The organism is Psychrobacter sp. GW64-MNA-CIBAN-0177, from assembly GCF_040309585.1.
GTDB classification, from domain to species: domain Bacteria; phylum Pseudomonadota; class Gammaproteobacteria; order Pseudomonadales; family Moraxellaceae; genus Psychrobacter; species Psychrobacter okhotskensis.
This window is the reverse complement of record NZ_JBEOOY010000002.1, coordinates 22,960-36,832: the sequence shown is the minus strand read 5'-3', so window position 1 is coordinate 36,832 and position 13,873 is coordinate 22,960. Positions and strand designations below refer to the sequence as shown.

General features: G+C 41.8%; 12 protein-coding genes, 1 tRNA gene and 1 pseudogene. 4 read left to right on the top strand and 10 right to left on the bottom strand.

Translation table 11 applies throughout. From position 1 onward, the window contains the following. Window positions 1–77 precede the first annotated feature (77 nt). Window positions 78–152: transfer RNA gene (locus AAEY79_RS01755), tRNA-Gly, on the top strand. Between the two features lie 425 nt (window positions 153–577). Here AAEY79_RS01755 and ppiC read toward each other — a convergent pair. Then, complete coding sequence (gene ppiC, locus AAEY79_RS01750; RefSeq protein ID WP_201566049.1) at window positions 578–856, bottom strand: peptidylprolyl isomerase PpiC; 279 nt, start codon at window positions 854–856, stop codon at window positions 578–580. Window positions 857–1,161: 305 nt separating this feature from the next. Between ppiC and AAEY79_RS01745 the strand changes: the two genes are divergently transcribed. Continuing rightward, a complete protein-coding gene (locus AAEY79_RS01745) occupies window positions 1,162–1,473 on the top strand; it encodes a DUF1244 domain-containing protein (protein WP_025650869.1) in 312 nt (103 codons plus the stop codon). A 116-nt stretch (window positions 1,474–1,589) separates the two neighbouring features. On the opposite strand, the gene AAEY79_RS01740 is transcribed toward AAEY79_RS01745, so the two are convergent. The 6 genes from AAEY79_RS01740 to AAEY79_RS01715 form a co-directional block, all read right to left on the bottom strand. Then, a complete protein-coding gene (locus AAEY79_RS01740) occupies window positions 1,590–2,027 on the bottom strand; it encodes an SRPBCC family protein (protein WP_101212045.1) in 438 nt (145 codons plus the stop codon). A 159-nt stretch (window positions 2,028–2,186) separates the two neighbouring features. Further along, the gene (rluF, locus tag AAEY79_RS01735; protein ID WP_201566048.1) at window positions 2,187–3,167 is read right to left on the bottom strand and encodes a 23S rRNA pseudouridine(2604) synthase RluF; all 981 of its coding nucleotides are present in this window, start codon (window positions 3,165–3,167) and stop codon (window positions 2,187–2,189) included. 171 nt (window positions 3,168–3,338) lie between these two features. Continuing rightward, entirely contained in the window at window positions 3,339–4,052 is a 714-nt protein-coding gene (locus AAEY79_RS01730; RefSeq protein ID WP_201575760.1) for a DUF6977 family protein, read from the bottom strand. Between the two features lie 158 nt (window positions 4,053–4,210). Then, the gene (locus tag AAEY79_RS01725; protein WP_350587826.1) at window positions 4,211–4,945 is read right to left on the bottom strand and encodes a hypothetical protein; all 735 of its coding nucleotides are present in this window, start codon (window positions 4,943–4,945) and stop codon (window positions 4,211–4,213) included. A gap of 365 nt (window positions 4,946–5,310) precedes the next feature. Next, window positions 5,311–5,958 carry a glutathione S-transferase gene (locus AAEY79_RS01720; RefSeq protein ID WP_201616571.1) on the bottom strand — a complete coding sequence of 216 codons (648 nt, stop codon included), beginning with the start codon at window positions 5,956–5,958 and terminating at the stop codon, window positions 5,311–5,313. Between the two features lie 91 nt (window positions 5,959–6,049). Next, window positions 6,050–7,369 carry a short-chain fatty acid transporter gene (locus tag AAEY79_RS01715; protein ID WP_352287000.1) on the bottom strand — a complete coding sequence of 440 codons (1,320 nt, stop codon included), beginning with the start codon at window positions 7,367–7,369 and terminating at the stop codon, window positions 6,050–6,052. Window positions 7,370–8,079: 710 nt separating this feature from the next. Between AAEY79_RS01715 and AAEY79_RS01710 the strand changes: the two are divergent. Both AAEY79_RS01710 and AAEY79_RS01705 read left to right on the top strand, forming a co-directional pair. Beyond that, window positions 8,080–8,808 (top strand): annotated as a pseudogene (locus tag AAEY79_RS01710) (class II aldolase/adducin family protein); the annotation flags it as partial. 7 nt (window positions 8,809–8,815) lie between these two features. Then, a complete protein-coding gene (locus tag AAEY79_RS01705; RefSeq protein ID WP_201566043.1) occupies window positions 8,816–9,697 on the top strand; it encodes an alpha/beta fold hydrolase in 882 nt (293 codons plus the stop codon). A gap of 153 nt (window positions 9,698–9,850) precedes the next feature. Here the strand turns inward: AAEY79_RS01705 and AAEY79_RS01700 are convergent, their stop codons facing one another. The 3 genes from AAEY79_RS01700 to nhaC all read right to left on the bottom strand — a co-directional run bounded on the left by AAEY79_RS01700 (window position 9,851) and on the right by nhaC (window position 13,641). Beyond that, on the bottom strand, window positions 9,851–10,486 hold the full coding sequence (locus AAEY79_RS01700; protein WP_101212040.1) for a hypothetical protein: 636 nt from the start codon (window positions 10,484–10,486) through the stop codon (window positions 9,851–9,853). A 388-nt stretch (window positions 10,487–10,874) separates the two neighbouring features. Further along, the gene (locus AAEY79_RS01695; RefSeq protein WP_201616565.1) at window positions 10,875–12,161 is read right to left on the bottom strand and encodes an FAD-binding oxidoreductase; all 1,287 of its coding nucleotides are present in this window, start codon (window positions 12,159–12,161) and stop codon (window positions 10,875–10,877) included. Between the two features lie 16 nt (window positions 12,162–12,177). Beyond that, the gene (gene nhaC, locus AAEY79_RS01690) at window positions 12,178–13,641 is read right to left on the bottom strand and encodes a Na+/H+ antiporter NhaC (RefSeq protein WP_352286997.1); all 1,464 of its coding nucleotides are present in this window, start codon (window positions 13,639–13,641) and stop codon (window positions 12,178–12,180) included. Between the last annotated feature and the right edge of the window lie 232 nt (window positions 13,642–13,873).

Below are 13,873 nucleotides of genomic sequence, written 5' to 3'. Positions count from 1 at the left end.
TCGTCATAGGTATTGACACTCTTAAAAAACTGCGTATAATACGCCTTCATCAACTAACGACAGTTAATTGATAATCAGCGGGAATAGCTCAGTGGTAGAGCATAACCTTGCCAAGGTTGGGGTCGAGAGTTCGAATCTCTTTTCCCGCTCCAAATTAGCTTGAATAAAGCGCAAAAGCCTCACATCTCTTAATGGGAGATGTGAGGCTTTTTTTTGTCTATTTTTAGGGGATTACGCAGAGCACCTATGATATTCAAATATGGGCGGACTACTGGGCATACAATAATAAAGGCGGCTTTATTAAGCACGTAAAGACGCTTTGCGGGAATTATGAGCTTAGCGCATAAATACAATTTGAGATGATTTCTCAACGCTATGCTCACTTAGATGATGTTGTATGTAAATACTATGGTTATAACTATCCGATTGAAGTACACATATACGTCAGCATGATTTTTAGCAGACAGATAAGTACCAAGAATTAAAAAAGCCAGACAACTAAGCTGTCTGGCTTTTCTTGTGTGCATCATCTATTAAAAACAGTTTAAGGCTTCTATGCCACTACAGTCTCTAACGCTTACGTCCTGTAAAGCACTTTAACCACATGCCAGCCAAATTTGGTTTTCACTAAATGTGGGGTAAAGAGTTCGCCGCTGAAGCAGACTTTATCAAATGCTGGTACCATGTCACCTTTTTCAAACTCACCTAAGCTGCCGCCTTTTTTGCCTGATGGGCAGGTGGAGTGTTTCTTAGCCAGTACATCAAACTGCGCGCCTTTTTTGAGTTTGGCAATAATGTCGTCAGCCAATGCTTTATCTTTGACTAAAATGTGTAATGCGCTAGCGGTGCGAGCCATAACGTAAACCTTCATAAAATATTGATTATCAGGGCATTATATCACTACTTACTTTGGTTTCTCACCTAACTTGACTGCGCTATTTTATCAAAAGCCATTATCTACACAGGCGATTTTATAAAGCGCTGAGTTCTTTTATCCAATTTTTCAGGTTTGGAGGGAATTTCAATGTTAGCTCATGTAAATAAATTTTTAATAAATGGACAACCATTAAATGAACAGAAAACAGGTTATCATTACTCTTAAAATGCCCTGTATAACAATGCATAAATACCCATTAACAATTAACCATTAGGAAGAATCTTATGGCAAAATTAGAATCCAACATCGAATTAGAGGCCGCAGCATTCCGTCGTTTATTGGCTCACTTGGACGAGCGTAAAGATGTACAAAATATTGATTTAATGAACCTTGCTGACTTTTGTCGCAACTGTTTATCCAAATGGTATAAAGCAGCTGGTGAAGAGCGTGGGATTGACATCGACTACGAAGACGCGCGTGAGCTTGTTTATGGCATGCCCTATTCTGAGTGGAAAGAGAAGCATCAACAACCAGCAACACCAGAGCAATTGGCACGCTTTAACGACATTGAAGCCGCCAAGAACGAGTCCAATTAAGAGTAATTGTAGTTGCTCTCAATCAATGAATCAATATTGATTGAGAACAACTATAAAAACGCTAAGCAATACTTGGAATACAATCAAGCGAGGCCGCTAGTTTAGCGGCTTTTAGTTTATCTGCTCTCTAAAGACTTGAGCATACTATTAAATACTTTTGTACCTTGTTTTTGCATTTTACGATCCAACGCCCATCCAATTAATGGCACAACTATTCGACCTTCAGACAGCCAAGTCACGTGTGTGGTTCCGTCTCCTAAATCTTTTAGATCAATCATGCCTTTGTTATGTTGCATTCTTATAGGTTTAGATTTTTCGATTTTGTATTGCATATGGGTGGGACGCTCAAACGCCGTAATGCGCTCCCATACTTTAAAGGTGCCCGTTTGTACTGATCGTAAAGCGCCAACGCCATTGCGTTCCTCGTCACCTTCAGTCAACAATTTAGCAGTACCTACAGCTTTAAATAATCCATAGCTAGCGTGGTCACTTAGTGCTTCAAAAACCTCATTAATCGGTTTTTTGACAATGCGTTCTACTTTTATCTTGAACATAATATTATCTCATTAAGGTTAAGATTATTTAGCTTATTGCCATTTCATAAATGAATAAAGCAATCAAACTTTAAGTTATCTGGATTTTGATACAGTATCTTTTGTAAAACGCTCTAAACCAGTCAACCACTACTTACCAATCTATGACTTTGAAGACTGTTACCGCTTAGAGCCTCGACCTTTTGAAGGCCGATTGCCACGTGCAGTAGGTTTGCCATTGCCACGAGATTTATTGCTATCACCAAAAGGACGCTTATCTTTAGAACCTTTCGGCTTTCTAGCACCATCCTTTGAGTGTTTGGTACTTCCCTTTGCGGCGCCCGTTGGTTTTGAAGATGATTTTGGCTTTGATGAGCTATCAGTGCGAGCTTTTTTTCGAGGCGCATTCTGAGACTTCTTGCCCGATTTATTGTCCTCTGAAGAAGACGCTCCTATAGACTTCAGTAAAACAGACAGCTCTTTTTCGGTCAAATCTCGCCAGTCTCCAACGGGAATTCCCTTAAGACTGACATTCATAATCCGTGTACGTTCAAGCTTCACCACTTCATAGCCAAAATGCTCACACATACGGCGAATTTGGCGGTTCAAACCCTGAACTAGCGTGATGTTAAACACGGTGGGTGCGACCTTAGTAACCGGGCATTTCTTTGTCATCTGCCCCAAAATAGGCACACCACCGGCCAAACCCTCGATGAAACTATCGGTGATCGGTTTATTGACCGTGACCAAATATTCTTTTTCGTGATTATTGCCAGCACGTAATACCTTATTCACCAGATCGCCATTGTTGGTCAAAAAGATTAAACCTTGGGAGTCCTTATCCAAACGACCGATGGGGAAAATACGTAAACTATGTCTCACAAAATCGACGATGTTGTTTTTCTCAGAGCTCTCGGTGGTGCTGACAATACCTACTGGCTTATTCAACACAATAAAAACAAAATCATCAGGCTCTCGTGGCTCAATAAGCTGGCCGTTAACTTTTACCGCATCTCCAGCGACTACTTGCGCGCCTACTTGAGCACGCTTGCCATTGACGTACACATTACCTTGTTCAATAAAGCGGTCAGCGTCGCGTCTGGAGCAAATACCGCTTTCGCTGATGTATTTATTTAAACGAGTCGAGGAAGCGTTAAACATAAAGCACCGTTTTACTTAATAAAAGGCTTTTCCTGCTAAGAAAAAAACCTAAATTGAATGAATAATTAATAACTGGATGGCTCGTATTATATAGGAAACTCAGTGCTCATTTGTATCGTCGCTTTTAGAAAACCAATTGACTTCTTATATCAAATTGAAAGCACAGAGCAATCAAACCCACCCTTCTTCCAAAAGCTGCTCGGTGTTACTTATTTTGAATTCATGATATAAATTGAAGAATACCGCAGGGTCTTCAATGTTATCGAGCAACTCGCGTTTATTAAGCGCCACAAACATCGCCAGCGCATAAGCGGCACAATGGATAGTTTTTTTGGGATTAAAATCACGATCAGTAAAGGCCTGATATTGCATGACTTCCTCATGCAGATGCGGGTTTTGCTTTAGGGCATTGATATACAGCCAGTCATAAAATGTCGTCAACGGCTCTACGCTCCATTCCATGCCAAAATAATTATAGCCAATCAGCTCACCTGAAGTTATTAAGCGCTCGTCCTTTTTGGCTTGTCTTGGCGGCACACTTAGCAAGTCGATATAAGGGCCATCATCCTCAAAAACCATACTGCTTTGAAAGGCGTTTTCGACACTATATTGCTGCCCATCTTGCTCATTCGTGAGCTTTAAGCTCAATGGACTGAGCGGAAAACTCAATTTATTGCCCGATTTACTCGATAGCTCTAGGACATGACTAAAGCCATACTTTTTACGAATGACTTGATGCATATCATTAATGGATTTTTTCTTTTGGCGACTCGCAAACCCCACATGCCGCTCAAACCGAACCATGTCCGTTTTGACCAGATTATCACTGTTGGTTCTCGGCATGAATACGGGTTTATGTTCTACAGCATCTTGTCTTTGATCCACAGGGTTCTGTGTTTGTTGCATAGCAATGTGCCTTATATCAATAATCTTGTATAAATGTTCTTTTGTAACGGCTTTTTTATAACAGCTTTGGCATAAACAGTATTTTAAAATAACTGTCATGCGAATTTAGGACATACCCTACTCTTAGCGCTTGCTACCTACTCAGCAGCATCTAATAAGGTGTTAAGCTCGTCCACCATGGCATCGTCTATGATGTTGTCCTCAACATAGCTCACTGTCTCATCTATAGTGTTCAGATCCATTTCTCGAATACCTAAGCTGGCTAGCTGCTTATTGATCGAGTCTAAACTGTCATTCTCTTCGGTATCGTCCAATAGATTTTCTTCGAATCTGCCTCTAACGAACCAGTACATTTTTTCTAATACGGTTTCTTTTTTGGTCAAAGTAGAATAACCGTCACCATAAATGAACAAGTTAAAATGATAAGGTATCTCTACATCGTTAATGAAAAAGGTGCGCTTGCACTCTAGTGTATAAGCTTGAATCTCCTTGTCCTCAGCGGCTAGGTCCTCAGCGTCTAGGTCTTCAATACCTTCATCATTTTTATTGTCTTCATCATATTCAATCACTTCTTTTACCAACTCGCCTAGGATTTCATAGCGCCCTGCTTTGACCTTATGATTATAAATGATAGAGGACTCCGCGATTGCGTCAAAAATAATCGCACTGACGTCTAACGTATGATTGTCAATATCATAAAAACTCTTTAGCGCGGGTAAAAACTCGGTCAGCTTTTCTTCAGGTACTTGAATGAGAAACTGCTGCTCGTATATTTTAATCATGTCTTCAGGCGCATAAGTGTTGGCAGTATCAGTCTCGTTTCTACCAGTCGGCTGCAAAGGTAAAAAATTATACGGGTTATTATTGCTCATTCAGGACGGCCTTTTTATTTGGAGGTACTTTGTTAAATTTTTATTGCTGCTAATTGCTATTAGATAATGAGTGATACATAAAATACCGCTCACACTCTGGCAGCTCATACTCAATGCTATCAATAATCTCATTACGCTGTTTAGTGATAAGTCGATAACCACTAATTACCAATGACTAATCACGCAATTATACGGCAGGTTACCATTATACGTCTTATAGTGCTTGTCGATACATTTTTACCCGTACAGTTTCGCCTTAGGAGGCCAAATACTGCTTTTAACCATGAAGCGTGGTTATATCCACTAAGCATCTCGTTAATAACGCACGTTCATCTTAATGAACCCTTATCGTTAAGCACTTAGGATTAAGAAGGAAATAGCACCACATCATCCTCTTCTTGCCAAGGCTGGTACTTTTTCATTGCCTGCAGGAATGATGGATGCGCCAGCCAATCTTGCAACCAGCGCTGTAGATTTGGGTAAGGTAGATCATAAAAAACATCGCGATCCACATGCGCAAACTGACGGACAAAAGGCATGATGCCAATATCGGCAATCGTTATGCTATCGCCTAGCAAATAAGGGTTTTTAGTCAGCAGTTCTTCTAGCACCTGTAAAAAGACTTCGCCCCGTTGTCGATACTCTTCCTGAGTCATCTCAGGATGACGGTCGGCGTACTTATAACGATCTAGCCAATGTTTAAATTCGTTATCGTTTTTATCGATCAGAGCGTTGGCCTGTTGCAAAACCTCTGAATCCAGCAACCTTTGCGGATCTTGCTGCTCAAGCACCCACTCCATTATCTCTCTACTCTCTTCAATCACCCTACCATCAGCCAGTTGCAAAACAGGCACTGTAGCTTTGGGACTTATCGCTAGCATCTGCATCGGTTTATTTTTGAGCGTTATCTCCCGCAGCTCCACTTGTAACTCAGCGAATAAGATGCCAAGCCTAGCACGCATGGCATAAGGACAACGACGAAAAGAATACAGGCGATGCAGTGGAACAGTCATAATATCTCTCACAGGTAACTCAAAATCAGGAAAGAAGAATAAAAAAGACCTCGCCCCTAACTCAAAGCAAGGTCATTACTTTAGCATTTATTTATAAGAACAATAATCCCAGACCAATCACAACGCCACTGACAATCAACACGATGACACAAAAGCCCATGATATCTTTGGCTTTTAGTCCAGCGATTGCTAAGGCGGGCAATGCCCAAAATGGCTGGATCATATTTGTCCAAGCATCGCCCCATGCCACCGCCATGGCAACTTTTGCAGGGTCACTACCAAGCATTTCTGCCGCTTCCAACATAATCGGCGCTTGCACTGCCCACTGTCCACCCCCTGACGGGACAAAGAAGTTGACGAGTCCTGCACTTAAGAAGGCAAAAAGTGGCAACGTGTCTGCTGACGAAACGCTGACGAACGCTTCTGACATAACAGCTGCCAAGCCAGACGCCGTCATCATACCCATAATGCCTGCATAAAACGGAAATTGGACAATAATTGCGCCTGCGCCTTTGACCGCTTCTTGCACGGCAATCAAATACTTGCGCGGTGTTCCGTGAAATATGATGCCAAGGAACAAGAACATAAAGTTGACCAAGTCGAGCGTCAATGCAAAGCCGTTTTGCACAAAATAATAAACGATAAAGGCGATGCCTAAAGCGCCAATAACCATCGATAGTATCCAGCTGTTTTCCAAACGCTCTGCTGGTGTCATGGCTGATTTTTCTGGCAGTTCATCAATGATGGGATCAGCCAACACTTTTGGATCGACCGTCACCGTATCTTCTTTTTTTGGCATCATCAGACGGTTTAATAACGGCACAATAATAACCAAGGCTGCAACGATAATTAAATTATAACTCGCAAAGATAGTCGCACTCGTCGGAATAATACCAATTTTATCAACGAACGGATGGCCTTCTGTGGCAATCGATAGAGGAATCGATCCCGAGAATCCGGCATGCCAAATAATAAAACCAGAATAAGCACTGGCAATCAATAAGCGGTAATCGACATGTTCAACACGCTTCGCTAATTCTTTGGCGAATAACGCACCGATGACCAAGCCAAATCCCCAGTTGATCCAACTCGCTGCAAGCGAGACTAAGGTTACCAAAATAATCGCACTACCGGGCGACTTGGCAAAGCCGGCAAGTTTGCCCAATCCTTTTTTAAATATTGGGCTGCTTGCCAATACAAAGCCAGTGACGAGTACCAGTACCATCTGCATTGAGAACGCGAGTAATGCCCAGAAGCCCTCACCCCAATATGCCACCATCTGTACCGGTGAAGAATCGGTTAGACCTAAGCCCATACCAAAAATCACGACGGTTAAGATGATGACAAATAAAAATGGATCCGGTAAGTATTTTTCCATCAAACTATTCGAAAAACGCGTGATTCCCTTCATTGTAAAACTCCCTTTTTATTGAAAATCGTCCCTTACTTCTAACGCTAATGTTACCTCATTCTTCCTTTATATTCTTACTCATTCAGCAAGAATTAGCTCTTATTACGCTGTATTAGCTTCTAAAATCTTCTGTCTCATTAGTTAACAGAAAAAGTCTTTGCAGAGCGATATCGCTCTGCAAAGACTTCTAATGATCAACAACAGTTATCAAAATTTTTTATAAGCTCTCATAGTCTTTGATAATCTGTCAGATGCAATCAATAAATAGATAATATTTAAACTTTTATCTTTTTCACGATAAACAGCAGCAACATCTTTCACTCGCTTATGATAACAATGCGAACACTGACCCTCAATAATAATTTTCACTCTTAGAGGATATGGTACTCATAGGCTCCTTTAGGTGTATGACAATGGTGAGATCATAAGAAATAAAATTGGAGGATACAAACGTTTAATCTAATTATCAAAATAGAAATTAAATGAAATCTATTGATTTCAAACATCTATCTTAAACGTGTCATAAGCGAGTAACAGTTATCTTTATAAAGAATTCAATTGCTTTTACTTATCGTAGGATATAGATTTGAGGGAGCCGTGCGGACAAAATGATGGATTCATCGCCTTTCAAAAATAGCTAAGAAATTCAAGGATGACATAATGAAAAGCAATTCAACACTCAATGTAAATGAAACGTAAAAGACAATGTAACTGAACAAGAATGGCAGATGCGAGTCAACCTTGCCGCTTGTTATCGATTGATTGCCTTGTATGGCTGGGATGATTTGGTCTTTACTCATATTTCGGCACGTGTGCCAAATACTGAGGATGAATTTTTGATTAACCCTTATGGTTTACTATTTGAAGAGATTACCGCCTCTAGTCTGGTCAAAGTCAATCAAGCTGGTGAAAAAGTGTCGTCATCAGAATTCGATATCAATCCTGCAGGGTTTACCATTCATAGTGCCGTCTACGAAGCTCGTAGTGATGCCCATTGCGTTATCCACCTCCATACCAGCGACGGTGTGGCTGTATCTACCCAACAGCAAGGATTATTGCCTATCTCGCAACAATCCTTATTTCCATCATCTAACTTGACTTATCATGACTATGAAGGTGTTGCTTTGAACCCTGAAGAAAAAGTGCGCTTAGTGTCTGATCTTGGAGAAGCCAATTTCATGATTTTACGCAATCATGGTTTGCTCACTTGTGCAAGCACTGTGGCCGATGCCTTTTTAAACATGTACATCTTGCAAAAAGCGTGCGAGGTCCAAATCAAAGCGCAGAGCGGCGGCAGTGAATTAACCTTGATATCACCGCAAATATTGGCTGGCATTCAAGCGGCATCGAAGCAAGTAACTAAAGAAGCCAATGGTGATATTGCGTGGCCGGCCTTATTAAGAAAGCTGCACCGAACTGATCCGTCTTTTGAGGAGTGAGCCAATAATGATAACGCTGAATGAATGGCAACAACAGGGACAATTCGTATTTATTGACGGTCAGAAAATTTTTACCCGTCAGGGTGGAGATAAAAATGCGCCAGTATTACTGTTAATTCATGGTTTCCCCAGTGCCAGTTGGGATTGGGAAGGTATGTGGGAGAAGCTCACTGAGCATTATTACGTTGTCACTCTCGATATGTTGGGGTTTGGCTTGTCTGACAAACCCAAAGACGCGCGCTACTTAATTAGTGAGCAGGCTGATATTTTTGAGACTTTTTTGCAAAATCTTGGCATCCATGACTATCATATTTTGGTACACGATTATGGTGACACAGTCGCACAAGAGTTATTAGCTAGGCAAGTTAGTGGCAGTAGTGACAATAGTAAAAGGCGCATTGACAGTGTTTGTTTTCTAAATGGTGGCCTGTTTCCTGAGACTCACAAACCAATCTTGATTCAAAAATTATTATTGTCGCCCTTAGGTCCTTTGGTATCCAAATTCATTAATAAGCAGAAGTTTGCGGATAATTTACAACAAATATTTGGGCCAGCAACGCCGCCAACCCCTGAGGTCATCGAAACGTTATGGCAGCTGTTAACTCATAATAATGGTCTAGCAGTGATGCATAAACTGATTAACTATATACCACAACGTCAACAATATCGTGAACGCTGGGTAGACGCGATTATCAATAGCAGCATACCAATTAAACTGGTTGCAGGTGCCAAAGATCCCATCTCGGGTAAACATATGATTCAGCGTTACCGTGAATTGATCCCGAATGCCAATGTTGCTGAGATGTCAGCGTTGGGACATTATCCACAAATTGAAGATGCCGATGCTATCACCGCCGAATACCTAAGCTTTAGAAGTAATGTGAATTAAAGAATATCTGCACCAAAATGAGCAAGGAAAGGTATGTGAAAAAGCGTCGTTAAGTGACTAGTCAAATCTCGCACTCGTCACCACTGTCAGCGGTCTGACATTACCGTCAGGCTTTGCTTCGACCTTCGACCTTTGGCATTTAACATTTAAAACTTAACACGCTTTAGATTCTGGTAGAGCATATTTGACGCTATCAACCACTTCATTACGCTGTTCAGTGATTAATTGATAACCTTTAACCATACCATTATAAGGTAGGTTGCCCTCGTGCTGCCGATAATGCTTGTAGATACTTTTTTTCACTATCGACGCTCGCTCAGACTCATCTAGTTTGGCAAATCCCTCTGGCAATCTTATATGAGCCAAGCGCGAAGCAGCACCACGAGCCATCCAGTTCACGTCCGCAGTAAACTCAAAGTTTACCTCTGCTCGCAAACTATATTTTGGCAACCGGCTAGGATAATGTGTTAAGTCATCTTTAATTTGGGCAATATCTTCTGCAAAAGGTGCATGAGGTATCTCAAGCACTGTAAATAATGCTATTAAAAACTCATCAGCAGTAAAATATTTATCAAGATAGCTGCTATCAAGCCCGAGATATTTGTTCGACAATACATGACGCAGTCGCTCACAAGCAGGAATGGTATGCTTGATAGGATAACCCATGGCTTTGACAATATCTTGCGGACGCAGCTCAAGTGTTGCTATCTGATTGATCGCATACTGTGCAAGAAGATGACGTGGATGATAATGACGGGTATATTTGGATTGGTTGGCAATGTGGCTCATGATATTGAACACCTTAGACTCCTGTAACTCCGACGAAAAAGGTTGAATTAGGCCTAAATAGGCAAATAAAATCAGGCACAAATGAGGATGTCGGAGTACAGGCTCATGCGCTTTACCAGAATTTTTTTATATCGTGCTGGAAGTTGCAAGGTTTGTACGCTGCCATTAATTAAAATAACGGATGACGATACAAAACTGTTAAACCCACGATAGTGACTCAAGGATAATAGCATATCAGATACTAGAAAATAAATATGGATATTAATACGCTTTAGTAATCAAACAAGTATTAATGTCTTCCTATCATCGTAAAACTCTAAATATCTTTATATTTAAAAGAACTTTAGCAAAATCAGACGATAACTCAATAAAGTTATCCAATATAAAGTTATCCAATGATTCTTAGGCATTGACCTGCATGATATAAAGTCAGTCCCAGCTCAGTAAAGCCAGACTTAATGCCTCCAAAAGATATTTTTGCCTCTTCTAAAGTCTTAAATGGCAAGGGAATACTGTCCCTATTACCTGTCATTATATAATCTGCAAAGCACTTACCCATCAGCGTGCCTGTGGTAATACCGCGACCGTTATAAGCCGTTGCTGTCAGTAAACCTTCAGCGGGTTCCATGACTCGAAAGATATGATCTTGCGTAAAGCCGAAGCTACCAGTCCACTCATACTGCCACTTAAATGCTGGTAAATCTGGATAATAGCTTTGTTGCACAGCATTGGCCCATGATTGATAAAAGGATTTTGGTTTAAGCTGCGTACCACCAACTGTTCCCAATAATAGACGATCATCGTCATCACGGCGAAAGCTAGACAAGGCCAAGCGTGTATCCCATGCCCCTGTTTTGTATGGCAAAATACGATCTGCCGCCTCTCCGCTGAGCGGCTCAGACGCAATCTGATAGTAATACACTAGATAAAACGTCTTTTTGATTTCTGTCCACTCGCCTTCGGTATAAGCGTTGGTTGCAATAATAACGCGCTCAGATTTCACGCGCGCTTTAGAAGTCCTTGCATACCAATAGCCATCCACCTTTTCTAAAGTTTCAACAGCGGAATGCTCATAGATAGTGACGCCAAGATCTTTTGCTACTTTGGCCAGCCCTCTCACATAAGCCAGCGGATTTATGGTACCCGCACGGTGATCGAGTAACGCTTTATTGATATTTTTGGTGCCACAATATTCGTGGCATTTACTGCCGGTTAATACTTCAACATTCGCACCGCGACGGCTTAGCTGCTCGTATCTAATATCGACATCGACTTCACCTTTGGCGTTATGTGCCATATGAATATTACCAGCTTGAGTGGCTTGTGCATCGATATTATAACGCTTGATTAAGTCGAATACTAAGCTTGGTGCTTGTCCAAGGGCTTCAGTTAAGCGCTCACCCGCCGCTTCACCTAACGCAATATTCAAATCATCAGGGCGCGCCCACGTTCCTGCATTGACCAGCCCTACACTTTTCCCTGAGCCGCCACTACCGATCGTTTGGCTCTCGAGCAAGATAACCTTGACGCCTTTTTCAGCCAAATGAATCGCCGCTGATAGCCCTGTATAACCGCCCCCAATGATACAGATAGTCGCTTGAGTATCATTAGTCATTTGACTGTGGGACTCAATATTGGGTGCAGTCATGTTCCATAAACAGTGCTCTTGTAACATCTCATGCTCCCTTGTATCACACGTCACTAATTGACGTTGAAGTAGTCGTGTCAAGCTTTTCTACGGATGGCTCTTCACGTGGTATAAATTTACCCAAGAATGCCCATAACAAGCCAAACAAAGGCGATAACCAGCAAGCAAATGCAAAAGGCGCATAAGTAAGGGTCGCAATACCAAGGGTCGCAGCGACAAAGCTACCGCCCATGTTCCAAGGGATAAGTGGCGACAACAGCGTACCACTGTCTTCAATAGAGCGCGTGAGTGTCGTGCGCTTATATCCCATCTCTTTATACTTGTCTTTTAGTAAACGACCTGGCAACACTAGTGTGGTATAGACGTCACCAATCAAAGTACCGACACCGATCGTGCTGGCATAAGTGGTTATCACTAAACCAAATCTCGATTTCACCATCTTATTAATTTTTGCCATGATGGCTTTGAGCGTACCGTAATGCTCAATGGCGCCGACGTACGCTAAGGCAAAGATGGTCAAGGTCACGACCCATGTCATTGACATTACACCGCCTTTAGACAGTAATTGGTCGACGACAGCAAAGCCTGTCTCACTGACAAAGCCATTTTGTAGGACGTTAAAGATATCGTGAACACCCACGCCTTGCATAAAGAACGCGACTAAGCCTGCAACTACTACACCTGATAATACCGTTGGAATAGCGGGCATTTTCATTACCGCCGCAATGACAACGACTACAGCAGGTAATAAAGTAATCACGCTCAAGTTATAGTTGGCCGCTAGTGAGGTTTGAATTTCTTTGATCGAAGATAAATCGACATTTTCTGCACCGTAACCCATCCCAATCCAAGCATAGATAATTAATGCAGTCACCATGGCAGGTACAGTCGTTGGCAACATGCCGCGAATATGATCCCAAAGCTCAACACCAGCCGCTGCTGGCGTTAAGTTGGTGGTGTCTGATAGAGGAGACATCTTGTCGCCAAAAAAAGCACCAGAAACGATAGCGCCGCCCGTTAGTGACGGCAGGATTCCCAAGCCTAGCCCAATACCCATCATAGCAAGACCGACTGTACCAACCGTGCCCCAAGAGGTACCGGTTGCGACAGAAATAATGGCGCAGATAAGACAAACGGAGACTAGAAATGATGAAGGGGAAAAAATGCTAAAACCGTAGTATAAAATCGTAGGGACGGTACCAGCGATAATCCAAGCCCCGATGAGCATACCAACGCCCATCAAGATAATCATGGCCGGTAGACCAATTTTAACAACCTTTAAAAAGCGTTGTTCCATGCCGTCCCAATCACGGCCACGCAGCTTCATAAACAAGCCGGTGATTAGAAGACCGCAAGCTAAGGGAATGTGAGGGGTAAAATCTTTGAATACAAAAAACTGCACCATCAGAATAATGGCAGTCAACACCAGAGGTGCAATATCTAATAAAAAACTAGAAGACGGACCGTAGCCATCTTTAGCTTCGTCATAAGGTTTATCATCCATCATAAGACACCTACCTTCCTTAGTAGTGGTTACTGTTGTCATAGATATAACAGTAGTGGGAACAACCAATCCATGGCTGCTGATAATGCTAAAAAAACGCTGAAAAGAGTACTAAAAAGGGAGTAAAAAAACCTGTTTTTGAAATCATGAATAGTTATTCATCACTTGCGCAGGCTTTCATACCAAAACAATAAATACTTAATAATTGGCTACCAAAACAATTGATACTTGGCTT